Genomic DNA, 20,777 nt, shown 5'->3' with positions numbered 1-20,777 from the left:
GGCCTGGAGGGGCCGCGCTACCGAAAGTGTCTTCATCGTCAGGAGTCGGCATGAAAGCCAGTATCCGCAGCCTCGAGGTGTTTCGTTCGGTGATGCACACGGGTTCGATCAGCAAGACCGCCATCGAACTGAACGTATCGCAGCCCACCGCCAGCGGCATCGTCAAGAGGCTGGAGGAGAAGGTCGGCATGCCGCTGTTCTATCGCACCAGCTTCGGTCTCTCGCCGACGCCGGAGGCGGTACAATTGCTGCCCGAGGTGGAGCGTATTTTCGGCCACTTCGATCATATGCAGACCAAGATCGACAATATTGCTCGAGGCGGCGATGCCTTTCTGGCGGTGCAGTCGATCTCCTCGATGTCAAAGCACTTCGTGGCGCCGACGATTCCCCGGTTCATGGCTGCTTATCCCAGAGCGAAGGTCTCGTTTCATGCCGGACAATCCTCTCAGGTGATCGGCAATATCGAGGTCGGCTCGTTCGATGTCGGTTTCATCTATGGTTCCAAGGTCAACGAGACGCTTGAGGTCATTCCGCTGGAACAGATCCAGTATCGGTGTATCGTTCGCCGAGACAGTCGGCTGGCCAGCAAGGCGGTGGTGGATGTCGCCGATCTCGCGGATGAGATTCTGATCCTCAATCGCAGCGGTACCTACCTGCGACATGCCGTCGAGCGCGCGCTGCAACGGCAGGGCTCGCATCTGGAGCCACAGATCGAAGCCGGTACCATGCAGGCCTATGATCTGATCAGTCAGGGCGTCGGCGTGGGCATTCTCGATGCCTCGCTGATCACCGAGGGACACTATGCCGATCTGATCTCTCTTCCCACGACGCTCGACATTCGCGTGCAGGCATCGCTCATCTATAACAGAAACGTCTCTCTGTCGTTCTTCGCCCGGCAGTACATCGATATGGTCGTCGAGCGGTTTGCGCCCACCCGAGGCGTGTCAGCGCCGCTCGACGGGTAGCGATCCGCCGCTGGCTTCGCGCTTCGCCGTGCGTCTCGTCGAGACGACGAATGCCACGATGAAGACGAGCGAGAACAGCAGCACGATGGTCGGGGCAGGGGCGCTGTCCAGGAAGAACGAGAGATAGACACCGAGGAAGGCGATGATCGCCGACATCGTCACCGACAGCAGCAGCATGGTGCCAAAGCGCCGGGTCAGCAGGAAGGCGATGGCGCCGGGCGCGATCAGCAGGGCAATGGCCAGGATGATCCCCGCCGCCTTCAGGGCGCCGACGATGGTCAGCGACATCAGGCAGAGCAGGCCATAGTGCAGTAGCCCGGTTCGCAGTCCCACCGCCCGGGCCTGGGTCGGGTCGAAGGCGTGGAGCAGAAAGTCCTTCCACTTTACGCCGATGACGCCAACGGTGACCAGGGCGATCAGCGCCGATTCCACTATGTCACGCCAGGCAACCCCGAGAATGTCGCCGAACAGGATGTGGTCGAGGTGGACCGTTGACTGGATCTTGACGAACAGCACCAGGCCGATGCCGAACATGCCGGAGTAGACGATACCCATGACGGTATCCTGCTTGATACGGCTGTTCTCCTCGAGGAAGCCGGTGGCAACGGCACAGAACATGCCGGCGACGAAAGCGCCGATGGCGTAGGGGATGCCGACGAGATAGGCGATCACGACACCCGGGAAGACCGCGTGGGAGATGGCGTCGCCCATCAGCGACCAGCCCTTGAGGACCAGAAAGCAGGAGAGCAGGGACATCGGGATGGTCACCAGCACCGCGATGATCATGGCGTTGACCATGAAGCCGAACTGGAACGGCATCAGCAGCGTCTCGAACCCGCTCATCGAGGTGACTCCGTGGGCCCGGTGGCTGGCGATCGTGCCTGGCTCGTCGATGACTGCGCCAGCGATGCGGCGGCCCTGCGTCTCGCCGCCAGCATGCCGTGGTTGGGTGCGAATACGAACGCCAGAAGGAACAGCACCGTCTGCAGCACGACGATGATGCCGCCGGTGGCGCCGTCGAGAAAGTAGCTGGCATAGGCGCCGAAGAAGCTGGTCAGCGTGCCGATCGTCACCGCGATGATCAGCAGGCGCGGGAAGCGGTCGCTGAGCAGATAGGCCGTCGCGCCCGGGGTGATGACCATGCAGATCACCAGAAAGGCACCGACCGTCTGCAGCGCCGCGACGGTGGAAGCGGCCAGCAGGGTGAAGAACAGGATCTTGAGCGCCGTGGGATTGAGCCCGATCGAGCGGGCATGGTTCTCGTCGAAGAAGGTCACCATCAGATCCTTCCATTTGGCCAGCAGCACGACCAGCGATACCACCGCGATCGCCACCAGCTGGAGCGTGTCGGCGGGGGTGATCGCCAGAATGTTGCCGAGCACGATGGTCTGGATATTCACCGAGGTCGGCGACAGCGACACCATGAACAGCCCCAGGCCGAAGAACGAGCTGAAGATCAGGCCGATGATGACGTCTTCCTTCAGCTTGCTGCGCTGGTTGAGAAACAGCATCGTCGCGGAGGCCAGCCCACCGGCGAAGAAGGCGCCGAGCGAGAACGGCAGCCCCAGCATGTAGGCACCGGCGACGCCAGGCACGATCGAGTGCGACAGCGCATCGCCGATCAGTGACCACCCCTTGAGCATCAGGTAGCAGGAGAGAAACGCGCAGACCCCACCGACCAGCGCGGATACCCACATGGCATTCTGCATATAGCCGTAGCCGAAGGGTTCGAGCAGCGCGCCGATCATCGTCGCTCCCCCGGCTTGCTCGAGGGCCGCCTGGCGGCGATGCCGTTCTGCAGCACCAGGGGCCGTTCATCGTCGGTGAACACCCCCACGGCCTGGGGCGGCGCGCCGGCCTGCTGGGATTGGTCGAGCACGAAGTGCCGCAGCACGCCGCCGAAGGCGCGCTCGAGGTTGTGCTGGGTGAATATCTCGTCGGTGGGGCCGTGGGCGAGCACCGTGCCCTTGATCATCACCGTGCGGTCGCAGAACTCCGGAACCGAACCGAGATTGTGGGTCGAGACCAGCATCACCCGTCCCTCGGCGCGCAGCTCTCTCAGCAGGTGGATGATCCGGTCCTCGGTCTGCACATCGACGCCGGTGAATGGCTCGTCGAGCAGAATCACGCGGCTGTCCTGGGCCAGCGCACGGGCCAGGAACACACGTTTCTTCTGGCCGCCGGAGAGTTCACCGATCTGGCGCTGGCGGAACGCCTGCATATCGACCCGGGCCAGTGCCGTCTCGACCGCCTCGCGATCCTGGCGCTTGGGGATTCTGAGCATGCCCATGTGCCCGTAGCGGCCCATCATCACCACGTCCTCGACCAGCACCGGAAAGTTCCAGTCGACTTCCTCCGACTGCGGCACATAAGCGATCAGGTTGCGCTTGAGCGCCACGCGCGCTGGCACCCCCAGTACGCGTATTTCGCCCCGGGCCAGGCGCACGAAGCCCATGATCGCCTTGAACAGGGTCGACTTGCCGGAACCGTTGACGCCGACCAGCGCGGTGATCGTACCGGTGGGGATCTCGAAACTGGTATCGCGCAGCGCGGTGTGCCCGTTGCGATAGATGACGGCGGCGTCGGTCACGCGGATGCCCGCGCCGGCCCGATCGGCAGTCGTGGCATCCGCCTTGTGATCGGCAGGTGCCGTATCGCGCCGCCTCGTCATGAAGAGGCTCCCTGATTCAGGCCGTCCACGATGGTCTCGGTGGTGACGCGCAGCAGATCGATATAGGTCGGTACCGCGCCATCGGGATCGCTGAGCGAATCCACGTAAAGGACACCGCCATAGTGAATGCCGGTTTCGCGGGCCACTTGGCGGGCCGGCTTGTCGGAGACGGTACTCTCGCTGAAGATGACCGGAATAGCGTTGGCGCGGATGACGTCGATGACCTGGCGAACCTGCTGTGGCGTACCCTGCTGATCGGCGTTGATCGGCCACAGGTAGCGCTCGCGGAGGTCGAAATCCCGTGCCAGATAGGAGAATGCCCCCTCGCTGGTCACCAGCCAGCGATGCGTCTCCGGGATCTGGGCCAGCGCTTCACGGATCGGCGCCACGGCAGCCTCGATCTGCTGCTTGTAGCGCGCCGCATTGTCGCGGTAGGTGTCGGCGTTGTCCGGGTCGTACTGGATGAAGGCGTCGCGAATGTTGTCGACGTAGATCATCGCACTCGCCGGTGACATCCAGGCATGCGGGTTGGGTTTGCCGTCGTAGGGACCTTCGGCGATGCTGATCGGGCTCACGCCCTCGGAGACCACGACGCTCGGTACCTCCTGCAGGTTGTGGAAGAAGCGCTCGAACCAGCGCTCCAGGTCGAGCCCGTTCCAGAGGATCATGTCGGCATCCTGGGCACGCAGTATGTCGCGCGGGGTCGGGGCGTAATTGTGGATCTCGGCGCCCGGACGGGTGATGGATTCCACCGTGGCGGCATTCCCGGCCACGTTCTGGGCCATATCCGCGATCACCGTGAACGTCGTCACCGCCTTGAACTTTTTCCGCTCGGCATCCTGCGCGAAGGCCGGCAGCGCGATCAGCAGCATCGCGAAGGCCACGATCCGCACCAGCGTCGAACGTCGATCCATCGTCCCAGGCATGAGGCGCTCCTACTCGCAACGAGATTGGCCAGGGTAGTCGCGACCGTTGTGCTCCAAGCCCACGCAGTGCTTCGAGCGCGAAACGTTAGCGCGATTCGTTTTTTTACCCCGGTTAAATGGTGTTCCTTTGGTTTCGATGTATAGCACCGGTTGACTCGGCTGTGAAGGGAAAAGCGACGTCAATCGAAAGGCGAGGGTCGGAAGCGGGGAAGGACGGCCAAACCGGTGGTGAGGGCGAGAGCGTGTCGGACGGCGCAGCGCCCGCAGGCGCTCGGTCTCAAAGCTGTGCCAGCAGTCCTCGACAATCCTGATGGTGCCAGTCGGTGAGGCTTGGCCAGCGGTTGTCCGCGACATTGACCAGGATGGTGCGGGTACCGGCGGCGCGACCGCACTCGAGATCCAGCGGGCTGTCGCCGACCATGACCACCGCCGAGGGTTCGACCCGCCAGTGATGGATGAAGTGGTCGAGGCCGCCGGGGTGGGGTTTGGGCGGCGCTTCGTCGCGGCCGAGCACGTCCGCGTGGGCGAAGCAGTCGGCGAGGCCGATCGCCTCCAGGGTGATATGCGCCAGCTCCTTGGCATTGCGTGTCAGGATGCCCAGCCGGCAGCCGCGATCACGCAGCGCCTTTATCAGCTCTACCGCGCCGCTGGCGGCGGTCGAGCGCATCGCCAGCGCACGTTCATGCTCGAGCAGCCAGCTGTGCTTGGCGTCGCGCTCGGCAGCCGGGAGCGTGTCCAGATGATGTAGCAGATCCTCCCCCTCTGGGATCTCCAGCTCGCGGCGGATCGCCGGGAAGTCGTGCACACCGACGGTGAGCGTGCCATCCATGTCGAAGACCCAGTGGCGTATTGGCGTCAAGGCAGGCGAGGTCATAGCGAGTGTGCCGCGTGTCAAAAGGCCATCTTGCCACGGGTGTCGTCGGTTGTCCGTGATGCCGGCGCTCAGCTCATGTCGACAGCTGCCATGTCGATAGCCGTTGCACCATGCCCGACGCCCGGACGCGAGACCCCGAGGCGCGAGTGTCGCGCCGGGCTCGCCTTCTCGACACCCACGTCTCGCCGCCGATGAGTGCGAATCAGATCGTGTCTTCGATCTGCCAGTTGATCGGTACCGTGGCGATGCCGGCAGAGGGTGGCAGCGTGACGAGCATCTGCACCACGCGGGCGACCTCCTCGGGTTGGGTGACGCTGTCGCCGTCGACCTGGGCAGCCGTGGCTGGCTGCCAGGAACGTCATTTTAGGGGTTTTATCTGTCGCGCTACGCCTGGAGCACATCGCCCAGGGTCTCCTCCAGCACCTCGCACAGACGTTCGACGTGCGTGCGGTTGAAGACCAGTGGCGGGCGGATCTTGAGCACATTGGCCTGTGGCCCGGTGGCGCTGATCAGCACTTGGCGCTCGCGCAGGCCGTCGACCAGCGCCTGCGCGAGAGCGGCGTCCGGCGCGCCCTGGATATCAAGCACCTCGACACCGGTCAGCAGCCCCGCACCGCGCACCGCGCCGAGCCGGTCGGTGGTGGCCGCGATCCGACCCAGGCCGGCATGCAGCTCGGCGCCAACCGCGGCGGCCTGGGCCACCAGGTTCTCCTCGGCCATGACGCGCTGGACCGCCAGCGCGGCGGCGCAGGCCACGGGATTGCCGCCGAAGGTATTGAAGTAGCGCGCCGTCTCCCCGAAGTGGTCCATCACATCGCGCCGGCCGGCAACCCCGGCCACCGGGTGGCCGTTGCCCAGCGGTTTGCCGAGCGTGACCAGGTCGGCCCTGACGCCGTGGCGGGGGAAGCCCCAAAGGACGCCGGTGCGGCCGAGCCCGGCCTGCACTTCGTCGGCGATGTAGAGCCCGCCGGCGCGCCGGATGGTCTCGACCGCCGGGGCGAGAAACCCGACCGGATCGGTCACGATGCCGTCGCTGGAGAAGACACTGTCCAGCAGCAGCGCGGCGGGGCGGATGCCGTGGGCGGCGAGATCGTCGATCGCCGCCTGCACGCCGGCGGTGAAGCGTGCGCCCATCGCCGCAACGCCGTCACCGCGATCCACCGGTGCGGGCACGGTGCGCACGCTCGTGCCCAGCTTGACCTTGCTGCCGAGGGAGGGGGATGCCTCGGCGATCGCCTGGGTCACGCCGTGATAGGCCAGCTCGGTGACGATCAGCCCTTCGCCGCCGGTGAAGGCGCGGGCCATGCGCAGGGCGAGATCGTTGGCTTCGCTGCCCGAACAGGTGAAGACCAGCTGTTCCAGGGGCGCCGGCAGCGAGTCGATCAGCCGCTCGGCACAGTCGAGGATCGTCTCGTGCAGGTAGCGGGTATGGGTATTGAGCCTGGCCGCCTGGGTGGCGATGGCTGCCACGACCTTTGGGTGGCAGTGGCCGACACAGGCGACATTGTTGTAGGCGTCCAGGTGCGCCGTGCCGTGGCGGTCGAAGAGCCATACGCCCTCACCGCGCACGGGATGGAACGGCCGCTGATAGAACAGGCGGTAGGAGGCGCCGAGCAGGCGCTGGCGCCGCGCCAGCAGGGCCGCATCGACGGCATCGTCATCTTTCACGCTGGGCTCCTGCATGCTCATTCTCCCGTACCCGGTGGATTGATGGGTGAGTCGAGGGCCTCGCTCAGGCGGCGCTGGAAGGTCGCCGCGGGCAGGATCAGGCAGTGCTCCAGCGCCCGGCGGGAGGCCGCCGTATTGCGCAGCAGGTAGTCGGCGTTTTGCGGGTAGCGCTCGGCGCGATGGGTGGAGACGGTAATCGCCATCGCCAGCCGGGTCTCGATCAAGCCGCGCAGCAGCGCGCACTCCGTCTCGTCGAGCGGCGAATGGGCATGATAGCCGGCGATCAGCGCCAGGGCCCCCGCCAGCGGATCGGCGGCACCCTTCATCTGATAGGCCGCGGCCACGGCGAGATCGATCACCCGCGGGGCGAACAGCATGTCGCCGAAATCGATGATCGCGGCGGGGTGCTCGGGCGAGGCGTTGGCCTCGCCCGCGGTCGGGGCAAACAGCACGTTGTGACCGTTGAGGTCGTTATGGATCGGTTGACGCGGCAGCACCGCCAGGCGCGGGCGCAACTGCTTGGCGAAGCGCTGAAGCAGGTCGCGAATGCGCTGGCGCGAGGCGTCATCGAGGCTGTCGGTCTGTGGCAGCAGGTCGTCGGCGCGCTGCAGGTCCCATGGCATCGACAGCTCGCGAACCGGGTGGTCGAAGTCGGCCAGGGCGGTATCGATCCGCGCCAGCCAGCCGCCGAGCCTGAACTGGAAACGCGGGGAGGCCACCCGGTCGGCCAGCGGCGTGCCGGGCAGGAAGGTCGACAGGCGCACGTGACTGACGCGGCCATCATCGAGCCGCAGCGGCGGCGCCGGATCGCCATCGCGGTCGCGCAGCACTCGCGGGACCGGCAGGGCCGGGTCGTGTGTGGCCAGGTGCATCAGCGCACGGACCTGAAAATCGCTCACCGCCTGGCGCTCCGCCGGATGGGTGAACTTGAGCAGGTAGCGCTGGCCGTCGGCCGTCGCCGCGCGGAAATTGCAGTCGCGCTCGCCGCTGAGTGGCTCGAGGGTGGCAGCGAGGCCGAAGCGCTCGGCCAGCACTCGTCGGGCGGTCTCTGGCGACACCGTCAGGGCCGTGGCAGCGAGGACGTCCGTGGTCTCGTGTGCGGGAATCGTCGTCATTCGAACCCCGACAGCGCGCTGATCAGGTTATCGCCGAGGGCGTCGGAGAGGTAGCCACCCTCCTGCACGATGACGGTGGGCAGACCGAGCTGGGCGATCTGGCGGGTGATCCGCGCAAAGCCCGCGGTGGTGACCGCGACACCCTGGTAGGGGTCGTGTTCGTAGATGTCGAGGCCTAGCGAGAGGACGAGCGCGCCGGGGGCGAAGTCGTCGATGCGCTCGCAGGCGCGGGTCAGTTGGCGCAGATAGCCATCGGTCTCGAGCCCCTGGGGCAGCGGCAGGTTGAGGTTGTAGCCCTCGCCCGCATCGCGCCCGGTTTCATGGGCGTGACCGGTGAAGAAGGGCGTCATGAAGTGCGGGTCGGCGTGCAGCGAGACCGTCAGCACATCGTCGCGGTCGTAGAAGATGCCCTGAGTGCCGTTGCCGTGGTGAACGTCGATATCGAGTATCGCCACCCGCGCATGGTGGCGGCGCAGCGCGCTGGCGGCGATGGCAGCGTTGTTGAGATAGCAGAAACCGTTGGCACGTTCTGCGTAGGCGTGGTGCCCCGGTGGGCGGCACAGCGCATAGGCGAGGCGGTGGCCTGACTGGACGTGACGAGCCGCGCCCAGGGCGCACTGGGCGGCACTTCTCGCCGCCCGCCAGGTGCCTGGTCCGATCGAGGCGGCCATATCGCCCAGGTGGAAGCCGACCCGCCCGACCAGATGATCCGGGTAGGTGCAGGGCTCGCCGGGAAAGGGGTGGACGTTGGCGACCACCTCTTCCGGATTTCGGTCTTCCAGGGCCAGCCAGCGACTGTGGACGTGTTCGAGGAAATCGAGATAGCGCGGGGTGTGCACGGCTGCCAGCGTGTCGTGGTCGACCTCGGTATCCGTAGTGACGAGGGTATGGCCGGCGCTGGCCGCAGAGCGCTGCAGGCGATCGGCCCGTTCCGGCTGCTCGTTACTGCGGCGGACCTGACCGCGCACGACGAAGAACTGCGGGTCGTGATCGCGGTGAGCGTCACTCACGAAGACATGCATATTGTTCTCCACTTGTCAGAAAGTCTTCGACACCGGCGGCGGGTGCACGACCAGAGACGTCGGTCTTTCCCCTGCGTCGACGCCGCAGTCAGCGCTTGGCGCGTTCCCGGAACATTTCCACCACCCGCTGCTGGGCGACGCCGATGTGGTAATCCAGCGCCGCCTCGCCGGCGTCGGGCGAGCGGGTGCGCAGCGCCTCCAGAATCGGCTCGTGGGTATCGGCGACGCGCAGGGGGTCATCGTAGAGCTGGCCGATCAGCAGAATGCAGAAGCGCATTTCGTGACACAGCTCGTCGAATACGCGCACCAGGCGCTGGTTACCGCTGAACTCGCACAGCATGCGGTGGAACGCGACATCCTCCTCGATCTGCTGCACGGCGGTGCCGTCGCGGGCCACCTGGCGCATCGTCTCGAGCTGATGGCTGAGCGCTGCGTCCATCTCGGCGGTCAACTTGCCGGCCAGCAGGCGAATGGCGTGGCGTTCGAGGCAAAGGCGCAGATCGTAGACGTCATCCAGCTCGTCGGCGTTGAAGGTGCGCACGAAGAAGCCGCGCCGGGGCTGGGAGACCAGCATGCCACGACTTTCGAGCAGGCGTGCCGCTTCCCGCACCGGGGCACGACTGACGCCGAAGTCGCGTGCCAGCTGCGCTTCGGCCAGATGCACGCCGGGTGCGAACTCCCCCTTGAGCAGCGCTTCCGTCAGCATGTCGGCAATCTGGTTGACCAGATCGCGCTGCTGGATGGTGGCGAATCCCCGTGTGGTCGTCGTCATGTCATCTCGTTTGGCTGGCGGTTGGCATCTTTCAGACACTCTCTCAACGATCGTATCGGGTCGACTGTCGAGTGTCGACAGTTTGAAGATTGCCTGATAGGTTAATCGCCAGACCCGCTCGACAACGCGGTCACCGACGACAACGGCAACGCCGCAAGTCCCCACAGGAGATCGATGATGGAAATGGCGACCGACGCCCACCACGCCTCGAAACAGGCCGCTCGCCGCGACCTGGCGGCAGCCTATCGGCTGATCGCGCATTTCGGCCTGGATGACAGCATCTATACGCATATTTCCGCGCGTGCCGAGGCGGGCAAGGAGAACTTCCTGATCAACCCCTACGGTTATCGTTTCGAGGAAGTGACCGCAGCCAATCTGGTGACCGTCGACCTCGACGGCAACGTGGTTGACGATCCGGAGCGTGCCGGGATCAACAAGGCCGGCTTCACCATCCACAGTGCGATCCACGAGGCGCGCCCGGACGTTCACTGTGTACTGCATACCCACTCGGTGGCCGGTGTCGCCGTCTCGTGCCTGGAAGAGGGGTTGTTGCCCTTGAACCAGTGGTCGATGGAGTTCCACGGCCGCACCGCCTATCACGACTACGAAGGGATCGCCCTGGACCTGGCCGAGCGCGAGCGACTGGTCGCGGATCTGGGCGACAAGCCGATCATGGTGTTGCGCAATCACGGCATGCTGGTGTGTGGCCGGAGCGTCGGCGAGGCGTTCAAACGGATGCACAACCTTGAGCGCAGCTGTCAGGCGCAGCTCGCGCTGATGGGCAGCGGCATGAAAGTCCGCCGGGTGGACGACGCCCTGGCCGAGCACACCGCCCAGCAGTACGAAAAGTGGGACGCAGATCACGGTGTCACCGATCACGACCCGGAGTGGGACGCCTACTTGCGCCTGTTGAAGCGCATTCAGCCCGATTTCGAGGGCTGATGGAGTGCCGCCGGAAGCTCGCGCGCTTGTCGTCGATCCCTGCGGTTGGCTATCACGAGGCTGGATGGAAACGAGGCTGGATAGAACGAGGTTGGACATCACCAAGCTAGACACGAGAAGGCGCGCGGTAACCCTGAATACACCGCGCTGAAGGCGTCTGAAAGTCGCTTTGCCAGTGGTTCGAAGATTCGACAAATCCAATAACGACGAGATCTGCCATGACCCTGCTATCGTCCGTGATCGGCCGTCTGACGGCGGCCGCACTATCGCTTGCTGTCGCACTGCCCGCCGTGGCTCAGGAAACGCCACAATCCGGCGGTGTCGCCAATGTCGCCATTCAACCCGAGCCCCCGGGGCTGATGCTGCCGCTGGTCCAGAATGCCCCGACCCAGCGGGTGGCCGGGAATATCTTCGAAGGGTTGCTGCGTTACGACGCCGAGCTCAAGCCGATGCCACAGCTGGCGACTTCCTGGGAGATCAGCGACGACGGCCTGACCTACACCTTCCATCTTCACCCCGACGTGACCTGGCATGACGGCGAGGCGTTCTCCGCCGCCGACGTGGTGTTCTCCGCCGACGTGTTCCTGCGCGAGACCAACCCGCGAACCCGGGCGATTCTCGACCACGTGGCCAGCATCGAGGCGCCGGACGACGAGACGGTGGTCTTCACGCTCAAGCAGCCATTCCCGGCCTTCATCCAGGCCTTCGAGGTCGGCACCCTGCCGATCGTGCCCAAGCATCTCTATGAAGGCACCGACTTCTACAACAATCCGGCCAACAACCACCCGATCGGCACCGGCCCGTTCGAGTTTGCCAAATGGGATCGCGGCTCGGTGATCGAGCTGGACAAGAACCCGGACTACTACGAAGCGGGCAAGCCCTATCTCGACAAGATCTACTGGCACGTGATCCCGGATGCGGCGTCCCGGGCAGCGGCCTACGAGAACGGGACCCTGAACATCATGCCCGCCGGGTCGGTGGAGAACTTCGATATCCCGCGTCTTGCCGGGATGGACGGAAGCTGCATGACGGAAGCGGGCAACGAGTACTTCAACCCGTTCGCCATGCTATGGCTCAACAACCGTGAAGGGCCGACCGCCGACAAGCGCTTCCGCCAGGCGGTGATGTACGCCCTCGATCGCGATTTCGCCAAGAACGTGCTCTGGAATGGACTGGGCAAGGTGCCCAACGGCCCATTCAGTTCGACCCTGGCCGCCCACGACGACGATCTCCAGCCGTACCCCTACGATCCGGACAAGGCAGAGGAACTGCTCGACGAGATGGGTTACGACGGCGAACCGGTGCGCCTGTTGCCGCTGCCCTATGGCGAGACCTGGACCCGCTGGGCGGAAGCCGTGCGCCAGAACCTCGAGGATGTGGGTATCAACATCGAAACCGAATCCTCGGACGTGGCGGGTTGGAACCAGAAAGTGAGTGACTGGGACTACGATATCGCCTTCACCTACCTGTTCCAGTATGGCGACCCGTCACTGGGTATCGCGCGGACCTACGTCTCCAGCAATATCGCCAAGGGCTCGCCGTGGAACAACGTCGAGGGCTACGAGAACCCCGAGATCGACAAGCTGTTCGCCGCTGCCGCGGTGGAGAACGACGCCGACAAACGCCAGGCGATGTACGACCAGATTCAGCAGACGCTGCACGAAGACGTGCCGCTGGCGTGGATCATGGAGCTGGCGCAGCCGACGATCTACCGCTGCAACGTGCATGACCTGATCACCACCGGTATCGGGCTCAACGACGGGTTCAAGAACGCCTGGATCGAGCAGTAGACGAACCCGGTTTCGGTAGCAAGCGTCGGTGGCCTGCGGGTGGCCGACGCTCGACGAGGACAGAACCATGGCTTATGTCTCTCTGATCCTGGGTCGCGTCGGCAAGGCCGTCATCGTGCTGTTGGCGATCCTGGTGTTCAATTTCTTCCTGATTCACGCCGCTCCCGGCGATCCCGCGGCCGTCATGGCGGGCGAAGCCGGGGCGACCGACCAGCAGTTCCTCGACGATCTGCGCGAACGCTTCGGTCTCGACCAGCCACTGCCGGTGCAGCTCTGGCGCTACATGAGCGGCGTATTGCAGCTCGACTTCGGCTACTCCTATCGCCAGCAGATGCCGGTGCTCGATCTGATCCTGGATCGATTGCCGGCGACGCTGCTGCTGACCGGCGCGGCGTTCTGCATCTCGCTGCTGTTCGGGATCATCGCGGGGACGCTGGCCGCCATGCGCGCCAAACGGCCATCGGGGTCGATCATCATGGGGCTGGCGCTGCTGTTCTATGCCACGCCGCTCTACTGGGTGGCGATGATGGCGGTGCTGGTCTTTTCGGTGACGCTCGACTGGCTGCCCGCCTACGGCTACTCGACGGTCGGCGCCGACTACACCGGCCTGGCCCACGTCGGCGACGTCGCGGTTCATCTGATTCTGCCGGCGCTGACGCTGGGGCTGTTCTTCATGGCGGTCTACACCCGGATGACGCGAACCTCGATGCTGAGCGTGTCGCAGCAGGATTTCGTCAAGACGGCGCGGGCCAAGGGGCTGGCGCCCGGAGTGATCCAGCGTCGTCATATCCTGCGCAACGCGCTGTTGCCGATCATTACCCTGGCCGGACTGCAGGCCGGGCAGATGGTGGGCGGGGCGGTGCTGACCGAGACCGTGTTCGCTTGGCCCGGCATCGGCCGGCTGATGTACGAGGCGCTGATGCAGCGGGACTACAACCTGCTACTGGGCATCTTCTTCTTCTGCGCGCTGCTGGTGATCCTGTTCAACATGCTGACCGATGTGATCTATCGGCTCGCCGATCCGCGTATCAAGCAAGGCGCTACCTGAATGCCTGCGCGGACGAATCGCTTTGCTATGGCCGCCGTCCTGGCGGCCACCGAAGGCCAGCCTGCGGCTGTTCCATTTCGCTCCCGGCGAAATGGTGCGCGGTGCTCTAGCGCAATCCTAACAGCCAGTTATGTCTTGCTCTCTGCGCGCCGAGCGCCTCGCGCTTCATTCCGCTCGGCGATCCAGGCAACTCTTTCTTTGGGGGCCGCATGAATTTCTTCAAACGCTTTGCCCAGAATCGCGGCGCCCTGGTGGGGCTGGTGATTCTCGGTCTGGTGGTGCTGCTGGCCTTGCTGGCGCCATTTCTCTATCCCGACTCGCCCTGGCGCATGGTGCAGCGGCCGTTTCTGGCGCCGGGGGAGGTCTCCGGTTTCTGGCTGGGCACCGATGTCATGGGGCGCGACGTCGCTGCGGGGCTAGCCCACGGCGCTTGGGTGTCGCTGCTGATCGGCTTGATCTCCACTGTGGTGGCGCTCGCCATCGGGGTGCCCCTCGGGGCGCTGGCGGGGTATTTCGGTGGCAAGATCGACGACGCCCTGATGCGCTTCACCGAGTTCTTCCAGACCATTCCCAACTTCGCGCTGGCGATCGTGCTGGTGGCGATCATGGAGCCGAGCACGTTCTCCATCGTGCTGGCCATCGCCATCGTCAGTTGGCCGCCGGTGGCGCGCCTGGTGCGCGGTGAATTTCTCTCGATCAAACATCGCGAGTACGTCGAGGCGGCGCGCCTGGTCGGCCAGACCCACCGTGACATCATCATCAAGCAGATCCTGCCCAATACGCTCTCGCCGGTGATCGTGCTGGCCTCGCTGATGGTGGCCACGGCGATTCTGCTGGAATCCTCGCTCTCCTTCCTCGGTCTCGGCGACCCGGACACCATGTCCTGGGGCTACATGATCGGCGCCGCACGGACGGTCATGCGCCAGGCATGGTGGCTGTCGGTCATTCCGGGGGTAGCGATCCTGCTCACGGTGCTGGCGCTCAATCTGGTCGGCGAAGGGCTGGATGATGCGTTGAACCCCCAACTGGCGCGGCAACGCTAAGGAGCGGACATGAATGAATCGCTACGCCACTCTGGCGAGCCTTTGCTGCGCATCGAGCGCCTGTCGCTGGCCCTGCCGGAGGGCGCCGACCGGCTCTATGCCGTCGATAACGTCAGCTACGACCTGAAGGCGGGCGAGATCCTGTGCGTGGTCGGCGAATCCGGCTCCGGCAAGTCGATGACGGCCAATGCGCTCATGGGGCTGTTGCCCACCGGTGTTCACGTCGCCAAGGGACGGGCGCTGTTCGACGGCCAGGACGTGCTGGCGATGGATGAGGTTAGCCACCGTGCCCTGCGCGGGCGGCGTATCGGCATGATCTTCCAGGAGCCAATGACGGCGCTCAATCCGCTGATGCGGGTCGGCGAGCAGATCGCCGAGGTGTTCGAGGCGCATGATTTGTTGACCCCGCGGGCGCGCAAGGAGAGGGCGCTGGCGTTGCTCGAGGAGGTCCGCCTGCCCGATCCGACGTCGGCGCTGCGCGCCTACCCCTTCGAGCTTTCCGGTGGCCAGCGTCAGCGGGTGATGATCGCCATGGCCCTGGCCCTCGAGCCGGAACTGCTGATTGCCGACGAGCCGACCACGGCGCTGGATGTGACCACCCAAGCGCAGATCCTGCATCTGGTGAAGGATCTGCAGGCGCGGCGCGGCATGGCGGTGATGTTCATCACCCACGATTTCGGCGTGGTCGCCGAGATCGCCGATCGCGTCTGCGTCATGCGCGAAGGCAAGATCGTCGAGATGGGGGAGGCCCGCGAGGTGCTCGAGAATCCGCAGCATGAATACACTCGGGCACTGATCGAAGCCATCCCCGCCGATGTCGTGGCGGCGGTAGGAAGACCCGCCGATGTCCTGGCGGCGGTAGAAAGGCCGGGGGATGTCATCCCGCCGCAGCGGGACGACACGGGTTTGACACCGCTGCTGTCGGTCAGCGGCCTCGACAAGATTTATCGCTCCAGCGGCGGCTGGTTTCAGCCCAAGCGTGAAGTCGTCGCGCTCGACGGCATCGACTTGTCGCTCGACAAGGGTGAGACGCTGGGAATCGTCGGTGAGTCGGGCTCCGGGAAATCGACTCTGGGGCGCTGCATCGTGGGCCTGAATCGGCCGGATAGTGGCGAGATTCGCCTCAACGGGGTGGATCTGAGTACCTTGGAGGGTCGCGAGCTGCGAGCGCATCGCCGTCGCATCCAGATGGTCTTCCAGGACCCGTATGCGTCGCTCAACCCACGCATCCGTGTCGGCATGGCCATCGCCCAGGGGCCGATCGCCAACGGCGTGCCCAAGGCCGAGGCGCTGGTGCAGGCGCGGACGCTGCTGGCAACGGTGGGGCTCGATGGCGGCGCTGCCGAGCGCTATCCCCACGAGTTCTCCGGCGGCCAGCGTCAGCGTATCGGTATCGCCCGGGCGCTGGCGCTCAATCCCGAGCTGATCGTGGCCGACGAGGCCGTCTCGGCGCTGGACGTCTCGATCCAGGCGCAGGTGCTGAAACTGCTCGATGACCTGAAACAGAAACTCGATCTCTCTCTGCTGTTCATCACCCATGACCTGCGGGTGGCGGCCCAGATCTGCGATCGCCTGATCGTGATGCAGAAGGGGCGTATCGTCGAGCACGGCAGCGCCAGGGAGATCTTTACCTCGCCGCAGCACCCGTATACTCGCGAGCTGCTGGAAGCGATACCGGGACGCCGCGAGACGCCGGAGCCGGCGGCTGCCGGGGTGCTCTGAATTGGACAACGACAAGTGGAACGCATGACGACCATGGAAACCGAACGCCACGGGCAGACATCCGGACCACGCGCCGGTATGCCAACCGTGCAGGGCGTGCTGTTGGGCTCGGCCGAGATCATGATGACCTACATCGCCGCCTTCGAGCAGGTGGCGCCGCATATTCGTCTGTCGCTGCCGGATGCCATCACCGATCCCGAAAGCGTAACCTTCGCGCTGGCCTGGGACCCGGGGGCCGAGGATTTCCGGCCCTATCCCCATCTGCGCCTGGTGTCGTCGATCGCCGCCGGCGTCAACGGGATTCTCGCCAGCCCCAGCCTGCCGAGTGACGTGCCGCTGATGCGCATTGCCGGTGAGTCCCAGGCGCAGATGATGGCGGGATTCGTGACCTGGCACGTGCTGTGGCATCACCGTCGCTTCGGCGACTATCTGCGCCATCAGCGTCAACGCCACTGGGAGCGTCTGCCGAAGCGCGACGCCGCTGACGTGCGGGTGGGACTGCTGGGGGCTGGCAGGATGGGCGGGGCGGTGGCGCGCTCACTGGTGGCGCTGGATTACGACGTGGCGATCCATTCGCGCAGCGGGCGCAATCTGCCGGCCGGCGTCGAGGGATTCAGCGGTGAGGCGGGGCTCGAACGGCTCTCCGCGCGCAGCGACATCCTGATCAACCTGTTGCCACTGACCCCGCAGACGCGGGGTATCCTCGACGCCGCGCTGTTTGCCCGGATGCCACGGGGCGCGGCGCTGATCCATGTCGGGCGCGGTGAACATCTCATCGAGGACGACCTGTTCGCGGCCCTGGCGAGCGGCCAGCTTGCGGCGGCCTCGCTGGACGTCTTCGCGATCGAGCCGCTGCCGCAGGATCACCCGTTCTGGCGGCACGAGCGGATCCTGGTCACCCCGCACGATGCCTGTGACTCGACTCCGCCGCAGGTGGCCCAGGAAGTGGCGAACGCGCTGCAGCGTCTGGACGACGGTCTGCTGCCTGCGAGCGTGGTGGATCGAACGGCGGGTTATTGAGCTCGAAGTGGACGGCGGACAATAAGGACACCCCATGAAGACCTTCTTTCATGACGATCAGTTGCTGCATCAACCGCAGACCTATTTTTCCCGCGGCAAGATGCGCAAGCCCCAGGAAGTTCGCGACCGCGCCGAGCACCTGCTGGCGGCGGCCAAGCGACTCGGTTTCGAGGTTCAGGCGCCAACCGACCAGGGTGTCGGTCCGCTGCGCGCCGTGCACTCGCTGCCCTACCTGCGCTTTCTCGAGAGCGCCTACCGGCGCTGGCACGAACTGGGCGAGGACTGGGGCGAAGAGGTGATCTCCAATGTGTTCGTGCGTTCGCCCAACGCCTTGCGCGGCATTCTTGCCGAAGCGGCGCGCTACCTGGCCGATGGCAGCGCGCCGGTGGGCCGGCACACCTGGCAGGCGGCCTACTGGGCGGCGCAGAGCGCCGTGGCAGGGGCCGACACCCTGCTCGCCGGCGAGCGCTTCGCCTATACGCTGTCGCGCCCGCCGGGCCATCACTCGGGGGTCGACTCCGCCGGCGGCTTCTGCTTCCTCAACAACGCGGCGATCGCCGCGCAGCGTCTGATCGCGCGCTATCCCCGCGTCGTCGTGCTCGATACCGACATGCACCACGGCCAGGGCGTGCAGGAGATCTTCTACGAGCGCGACGACGTGATGTATATCTCGATCCACGGCGACACCACCAATTTCTATCCGGCGGTCTGCGGCTTCGAGGATGAGCGCGGGCGCGGTGCGGGGCTCGGCTACAACCTCAATCTGCCGATGCCCCACGGATCACCGGAATCGGTCTTCTTCGCGCGTCTCGAGGAAGCCTGCCAGGCGATTCGCCTGTTCGAACCGGATGCGCTGGTGCTGGCGCTGGGCTTCGATATCCACGAGAAGGACCCCCAGGCCAAGGTGGCGGTCTCCACGCCGGGGTTCGGCAGACTCGGCCGCGACATCGCCGCCCTCGATCTACCCACGCTGGTGGTGCAGGAGGGCGGTTACTACCTGGAAGGGCTCGAAGAGAACGCGGTGCGCTTCTTCGAAGGGTTGTTGGAGCGCTAAGACTTATTTCAGGCTGTTCTGCCGACGGCAGATATCGATGTTCGAGTCATGGTGGCGAGATTGTGCCTCATGGCTCATGCCAATTTTCTGGGCGACCCTGGCGGACGCTCGGTGGTCGATGTCGACGATCGCCATAATGGAATCCAGTCCGCATTGCTCAAACCCGTAGCGAAGTGCGGCGCTAGCCGTTTCGGTGGCGAGGCCGGCACCCCAAGCTCTCCTGGCTAGACGATAACCGAGTTCGATCTCTTCCCTGCCATTGAGCTCTGTCGGACCCAGTCCGCAGAAGCCAAGCAGTACCCTGCGGGCCTTATCTTCCAAGGCCCACATTGCGAAGTTTCGCTCTGCCTGACAAGCCCGGTTGGCTGCAACGAAATCACGAGTCTTTTCAGTGCTGTAAGGGCCATGAAGCGAAAAACGCATGACCTCCGCATCGGCGAGAATCTCTGACAACGCGCCAATATCGGTCGGCCGAAATTCGCGGATTCGGAGCCTGCGGGTATCCACAATGGCGATGCTGTCGGTCATGTCGTCACTCACTTGCTCTGCTTCTGGGAACAGACTCAGCGGGGAGCGTGAGTCGAGGGGCGTTCGAGCTCATCGATGACCCGCATATCGATTATCGACGCCTCCAATTTTTCGTCACAGTCGTGTAATTATATCGTCCGTGTCATTCCCCCCCCCCATTCAAGCAGAAGCAGCGTGAAGATTTCAGGGCGCATCAAGGCGTTGATCGTTATGGCCGTGGTTGTCTACGTGCTCGCGCACGTGATTCGCGCCATCCTGTCGACGATGCTGCGTTCGAATGCGCAGCTGCATCCGTTGCGCTGGTCGCCGGCATCGCCGCGGCGTACCCCGCGGCTCAAGAGCGACGAGGCCGAAACGCTGAAGCACCGCACGCGCTGCTGACGTCCAGTCGCTCGACGCTTGTTGTGGTGTAAACCCGGCTCAATCCCCGTACATGTCACAGCGTCCCCCTTCGCTATTAGGCGTGTCGAGATGGGGATATGCCGATCATCGACTCTGAGCGGCGAAGTCTGTCGTTTTCGGCGAGTCGTGTAGTCGGCAAGCGTCCTGGCGCCTTATCAGATCGAAGACCTAGCATTCATGGTGATGCAAAAACTAAGGTCTAATACCTGGGCTGCGTAGTGCTGTGCTATAGAATCCGGTTTTGCAGCGGGTATCTACCTATGTCGCATCCTCTCCCTCCCTTGAATCCGCTGCGGGCTTTCGAGGTCGCGGCCCGGTTGTGCAGCCTGACCAAGGCGGCCGAGGAGCTGCACGTTTCGCAGGTCGCGGTGAGTCGTCAGGTCAAGGTGCTCGAGGACTACATGGGCGTGGTGCTGTTCTACCGCCAGCATCGCGGTATCGAGCTGACGCGGGAGGGGCTGGAGCTCTACCGAGGCGTGAAGAACGCCTTCAAGGAGATCTCCGACGCCAGCCGACGTGTCTCGCGTCGCGGGCGCAAGGATGTGCTGTCGATCCAGTCTTACACCACCTTTTCGCAGCGTTGGCTCATTCCCCGGCTGGCGGATTTCAACGCCCGCAACGACCTGCTCGAGGTCAAGCTCTCGTCGTCTCTGAAACCGGCGGACTTCGATAGCGGCAACGTCGACGCGGCAATCCGTGCCGGGCGCGGAGAGTGGTCGGACCTGCACGCCGAGAAGCTGGTGGATATCGAACTCATCCCCGTTGTCTCCGCCGCTCTGCAGGCCTCGGCCGGGATCAAGACCGTGCGCGATCTATCCCGCGTTCGGCTGCTGCACTCGATGGCCCGCTCCTCGGACTGGCAGCACTGGCTCGCCGCCTATGGCGATACGGTCGAGGACAAGGCGAGTGTTCAATTCGAGAGCTCTGCGCTGGCCTACGAGGCGGCGTCGACGGGTATGGGCTGCGCCATCGCCGTCAAGATGTTCGTGGAGAAGCAGCTCGAATCGGGAGAGTTCCTGGCCCCGTTCCCGGAGACGTTGAAGACCGGCGAAGCCTACTATCTGGTCTGGCCCAAGGGAACGCCGCCCTCGGATGCGCTGCTCAGATTTCTCGAGTGGATGCGGGGTGTGATGCAGACGCAAACGCCGGCAGCGCCCGCTGCCGGCGAAGAGGGAACGCCGCCGGCGCGGGTGCTGGACTCCCTCGGTTGAGGTC

Annotated in this window: 20 protein-coding genes; 10 read left to right on the top strand and 10 right to left on the bottom strand. The window is 64.8% G+C overall.

Annotated elements, in window-relative coordinates; translation table 11 throughout:
* The first annotated feature begins 50 nt into the window (after nucleotides 1-50).
* Nucleotides 51-965, top strand: coding sequence for a LysR family transcriptional regulator (locus DOM56_RS00190; RefSeq protein WP_110706972.1), 915 nt, complete (start codon nucleotides 51-53; stop codon nucleotides 963-965).
* Here DOM56_RS00190 and DOM56_RS00185 read toward each other — a convergent pair.
* The 9 genes from DOM56_RS00185 to DOM56_RS00145 form a co-directional block, all read right to left on the bottom strand.
* Nucleotides 945-1,808, bottom strand: a complete 864-nt coding sequence (locus DOM56_RS00185; RefSeq protein WP_110706971.1) for a metal ABC transporter permease — start codon at nucleotides 1,806-1,808, stop codon at nucleotides 945-947. The two genes, DOM56_RS00190 and DOM56_RS00185, sit on opposite strands and share 21 nt — an antisense overlap.
* Nucleotides 1,805-2,713 (bottom strand): metal ABC transporter permease, encoded by a 909-nt coding sequence (locus DOM56_RS00180; protein WP_110706970.1) that lies wholly within the window; start codon nucleotides 2,711-2,713, stop codon nucleotides 1,805-1,807. Before DOM56_RS00180 ends, DOM56_RS00185 begins: the two co-directional genes overlap by 4 nt.
* Nucleotides 2,710-3,636 (bottom strand): manganese/iron ABC transporter ATP-binding protein, encoded by a 927-nt coding sequence (locus tag DOM56_RS00175; protein WP_110706969.1) that lies wholly within the window; start codon nucleotides 3,634-3,636, stop codon nucleotides 2,710-2,712. The genes DOM56_RS00180 and DOM56_RS00175 overlap by 4 nt, the downstream gene beginning before the upstream one ends.
* The gene (locus tag DOM56_RS00170) at nucleotides 3,633-4,562 is read right to left on the bottom strand and encodes a metal ABC transporter substrate-binding protein (protein ID WP_110706968.1); all 930 of its coding nucleotides are present in this window, start codon (nucleotides 4,560-4,562) and stop codon (nucleotides 3,633-3,635) included. Before DOM56_RS00170 ends, DOM56_RS00175 begins: the two co-directional genes overlap by 4 nt.
* 277 nt (nucleotides 4,563-4,839) lie before the next feature.
* Complete coding sequence (locus DOM56_RS00165) at nucleotides 4,840-5,436, bottom strand: HAD family hydrolase (RefSeq protein ID WP_110706967.1); 597 nt, start codon at nucleotides 5,434-5,436, stop codon at nucleotides 4,840-4,842.
* A gap of 384 nt (nucleotides 5,437-5,820) precedes the next feature.
* Nucleotides 5,821-7,104 carry an aspartate aminotransferase family protein gene (locus DOM56_RS00160; protein WP_232822112.1) on the bottom strand — a complete coding sequence of 428 codons (1,284 nt, stop codon included), beginning with the start codon at nucleotides 7,102-7,104 and terminating at the stop codon, nucleotides 5,821-5,823.
* A gap of 17 nt (nucleotides 7,105-7,121) precedes the next feature.
* Nucleotides 7,122-8,219: a phosphotransferase gene (locus DOM56_RS00155; RefSeq protein WP_110706965.1), complete on the bottom strand. Its 1,098-nt coding sequence runs from the start codon at nucleotides 8,217-8,219 to the stop codon at nucleotides 7,122-7,124.
* Entirely contained in the window at nucleotides 8,216-9,241 is a 1,026-nt protein-coding gene (locus DOM56_RS00150; protein ID WP_110706964.1) for a histone deacetylase family protein, read from the bottom strand. The genes DOM56_RS00155 and DOM56_RS00150 overlap by 4 nt, the downstream gene beginning before the upstream one ends.
* Nucleotides 9,242-9,329: 88 nt before the next feature.
* A complete protein-coding gene (locus DOM56_RS00145) occupies nucleotides 9,330-10,013 on the bottom strand; it encodes a GntR family transcriptional regulator (RefSeq protein WP_110706963.1) in 684 nt (227 codons plus the stop codon).
* 183 nt (nucleotides 10,014-10,196) lie between these two features.
* Here DOM56_RS00145 and DOM56_RS00140 point away from each other — a divergent pair, with 183 nt between their 5' ends.
* The 7 genes from DOM56_RS00140 (at nucleotide 10,197) to DOM56_RS00110 (ending at nucleotide 18,632) form a co-directional block, all read left to right on the top strand.
* Entirely contained in the window at nucleotides 10,197-10,955 is a 759-nt protein-coding gene (locus tag DOM56_RS00140) for a class II aldolase/adducin family protein (protein ID WP_198655658.1), read from the top strand.
* Between the two features lie 218 nt (nucleotides 10,956-11,173).
* A complete protein-coding gene (locus tag DOM56_RS00135; RefSeq protein ID WP_110706961.1) occupies nucleotides 11,174-12,745 on the top strand; it encodes an ABC transporter substrate-binding protein in 1,572 nt (523 codons plus the stop codon).
* Nucleotides 12,746-12,812: 67 nt separating this feature from the next.
* Nucleotides 12,813-13,793, top strand: coding sequence for an ABC transporter permease (locus tag DOM56_RS00130; RefSeq protein WP_110706960.1), 981 nt, complete (start codon nucleotides 12,813-12,815; stop codon nucleotides 13,791-13,793).
* Nucleotides 13,794-14,002: 209 nt separating this feature from the next.
* On the top strand, nucleotides 14,003-14,836 hold the full coding sequence (locus DOM56_RS00125) for an ABC transporter permease (protein WP_110706959.1): 834 nt from the start codon (nucleotides 14,003-14,005) through the stop codon (nucleotides 14,834-14,836).
* A gap of 9 nt (nucleotides 14,837-14,845) precedes the next feature.
* On the top strand, nucleotides 14,846-16,558 hold the full coding sequence (locus DOM56_RS00120; protein ID WP_110706958.1) for an ABC transporter ATP-binding protein: 1,713 nt from the start codon (nucleotides 14,846-14,848) through the stop codon (nucleotides 16,556-16,558).
* Between the two features lie 24 nt (nucleotides 16,559-16,582).
* Entirely contained in the window at nucleotides 16,583-17,578 is a 996-nt protein-coding gene (locus DOM56_RS00115; RefSeq protein ID WP_232822111.1) for a glyoxylate/hydroxypyruvate reductase A, read from the top strand.
* 34 nt (nucleotides 17,579-17,612) lie between these two features.
* A complete protein-coding gene (locus DOM56_RS00110; RefSeq protein WP_110706957.1) occupies nucleotides 17,613-18,632 on the top strand; it encodes a histone deacetylase family protein in 1,020 nt (339 codons plus the stop codon).
* Nucleotides 18,633-18,635: 3 nt separating this feature from the next.
* On the opposite strand, the gene DOM56_RS00105 is transcribed toward DOM56_RS00110, so the two are convergent.
* A complete protein-coding gene (locus DOM56_RS00105) occupies nucleotides 18,636-19,160 on the bottom strand; it encodes a GNAT family N-acetyltransferase (RefSeq protein ID WP_110706956.1) in 525 nt (174 codons plus the stop codon).
* Nucleotides 19,161-19,334: 174 nt separating this feature from the next.
* On the opposite strand from DOM56_RS00105, the gene DOM56_RS19615 reads away from it, so the two are divergent.
* Nucleotides 19,335-19,541 carry a hypothetical protein gene (locus tag DOM56_RS19615; RefSeq protein WP_157958122.1) on the top strand — a complete coding sequence of 69 codons (207 nt, stop codon included), beginning with the start codon at nucleotides 19,335-19,337 and terminating at the stop codon, nucleotides 19,539-19,541.
* A 281-nt stretch (nucleotides 19,542-19,822) separates the two neighbouring features.
* Complete coding sequence (locus DOM56_RS00100) at nucleotides 19,823-20,773, top strand: LysR substrate-binding domain-containing protein (protein ID WP_110676043.1); 951 nt, start codon at nucleotides 19,823-19,825, stop codon at nucleotides 20,771-20,773.
* Nucleotides 20,774-20,777 lie beyond the last annotated feature (4 nt).

Origin of the sequence: Salinicola sp. CR57 (genome assembly GCF_003206585.1) — a bacterium.
GTDB lineage: Bacteria > Pseudomonadota > Gammaproteobacteria > Pseudomonadales > Halomonadaceae > Salinicola > Salinicola lusitanus.
Note: the sequence above shows the minus strand (reverse complement) of the source record. Positions and strands in the feature narration are given on the sequence as shown.

Excerpts from the sequence above, each read along its gene's own strand:
- DOM56_RS00190 (WP_110706972.1), top strand. The coding sequence starts at position 51 with ATGAAAGCCAGTATCCGCAGCCTCGAGGTGTTTCGTTCGGTGATGCAC.
- DOM56_RS00185 (WP_110706971.1), bottom strand. The coding sequence starts at position 1,808 with ATGAGCGGGTTCGAGACGCTGCTGATGCCGTTCCAGTTCGGCTTCATG.
- DOM56_RS00180 (WP_110706970.1), bottom strand. The coding sequence starts at position 2,713 with ATGATCGGCGCGCTGCTCGAACCCTTCGGCTACGGCTATATGCAGAAT.
- DOM56_RS00175 (WP_110706969.1), bottom strand. The coding sequence starts at position 3,636 with ATGACGAGGCGGCGCGATACGGCACCTGCCGATCACAAGGCGGATGCC.
- DOM56_RS00170 (WP_110706968.1), bottom strand. The coding sequence starts at position 4,562 with ATGCCTGGGACGATGGATCGACGTTCGACGCTGGTGCGGATCGTGGCC.
- DOM56_RS00165 (WP_110706967.1), bottom strand. The coding sequence starts at position 5,436 with ATGACCTCGCCTGCCTTGACGCCAATACGCCACTGGGTCTTCGACATG.
- DOM56_RS00155 (WP_110706965.1), bottom strand. The coding sequence starts at position 8,219 with ATGACGACGATTCCCGCACACGAGACCACGGACGTCCTCGCTGCCACG.
- DOM56_RS00150 (WP_110706964.1), bottom strand. The coding sequence starts at position 9,241 with ATGCATGTCTTCGTGAGTGACGCTCACCGCGATCACGACCCGCAGTTC.
- DOM56_RS00145 (WP_110706963.1), bottom strand. The coding sequence starts at position 10,013 with ATGACGACGACCACACGGGGATTCGCCACCATCCAGCAGCGCGATCTG.
- DOM56_RS00140 (WP_198655658.1), top strand. The coding sequence starts at position 10,197 with ATGGCGACCGACGCCCACCACGCCTCGAAACAGGCCGCTCGCCGCGAC.
- DOM56_RS00135 (WP_110706961.1), top strand. The coding sequence starts at position 11,174 with ATGACCCTGCTATCGTCCGTGATCGGCCGTCTGACGGCGGCCGCACTA.
- DOM56_RS00130 (WP_110706960.1), top strand. The coding sequence starts at position 12,813 with ATGGCTTATGTCTCTCTGATCCTGGGTCGCGTCGGCAAGGCCGTCATC.
- DOM56_RS00125 (WP_110706959.1), top strand. The coding sequence starts at position 14,003 with ATGAATTTCTTCAAACGCTTTGCCCAGAATCGCGGCGCCCTGGTGGGG.
- DOM56_RS00120 (WP_110706958.1), top strand. The coding sequence starts at position 14,846 with ATGAATGAATCGCTACGCCACTCTGGCGAGCCTTTGCTGCGCATCGAG.
- DOM56_RS00115 (WP_232822111.1), top strand. The coding sequence starts at position 16,583 with ATGACGACCATGGAAACCGAACGCCACGGGCAGACATCCGGACCACGC.
- DOM56_RS00110 (WP_110706957.1), top strand. The coding sequence starts at position 17,613 with ATGAAGACCTTCTTTCATGACGATCAGTTGCTGCATCAACCGCAGACC.
- DOM56_RS00105 (WP_110706956.1), bottom strand. The coding sequence starts at position 19,160 with ATGACCGACAGCATCGCCATTGTGGATACCCGCAGGCTCCGAATCCGC.
- DOM56_RS00100 (WP_110676043.1), top strand. The coding sequence starts at position 19,823 with ATGTCGCATCCTCTCCCTCCCTTGAATCCGCTGCGGGCTTTCGAGGTC.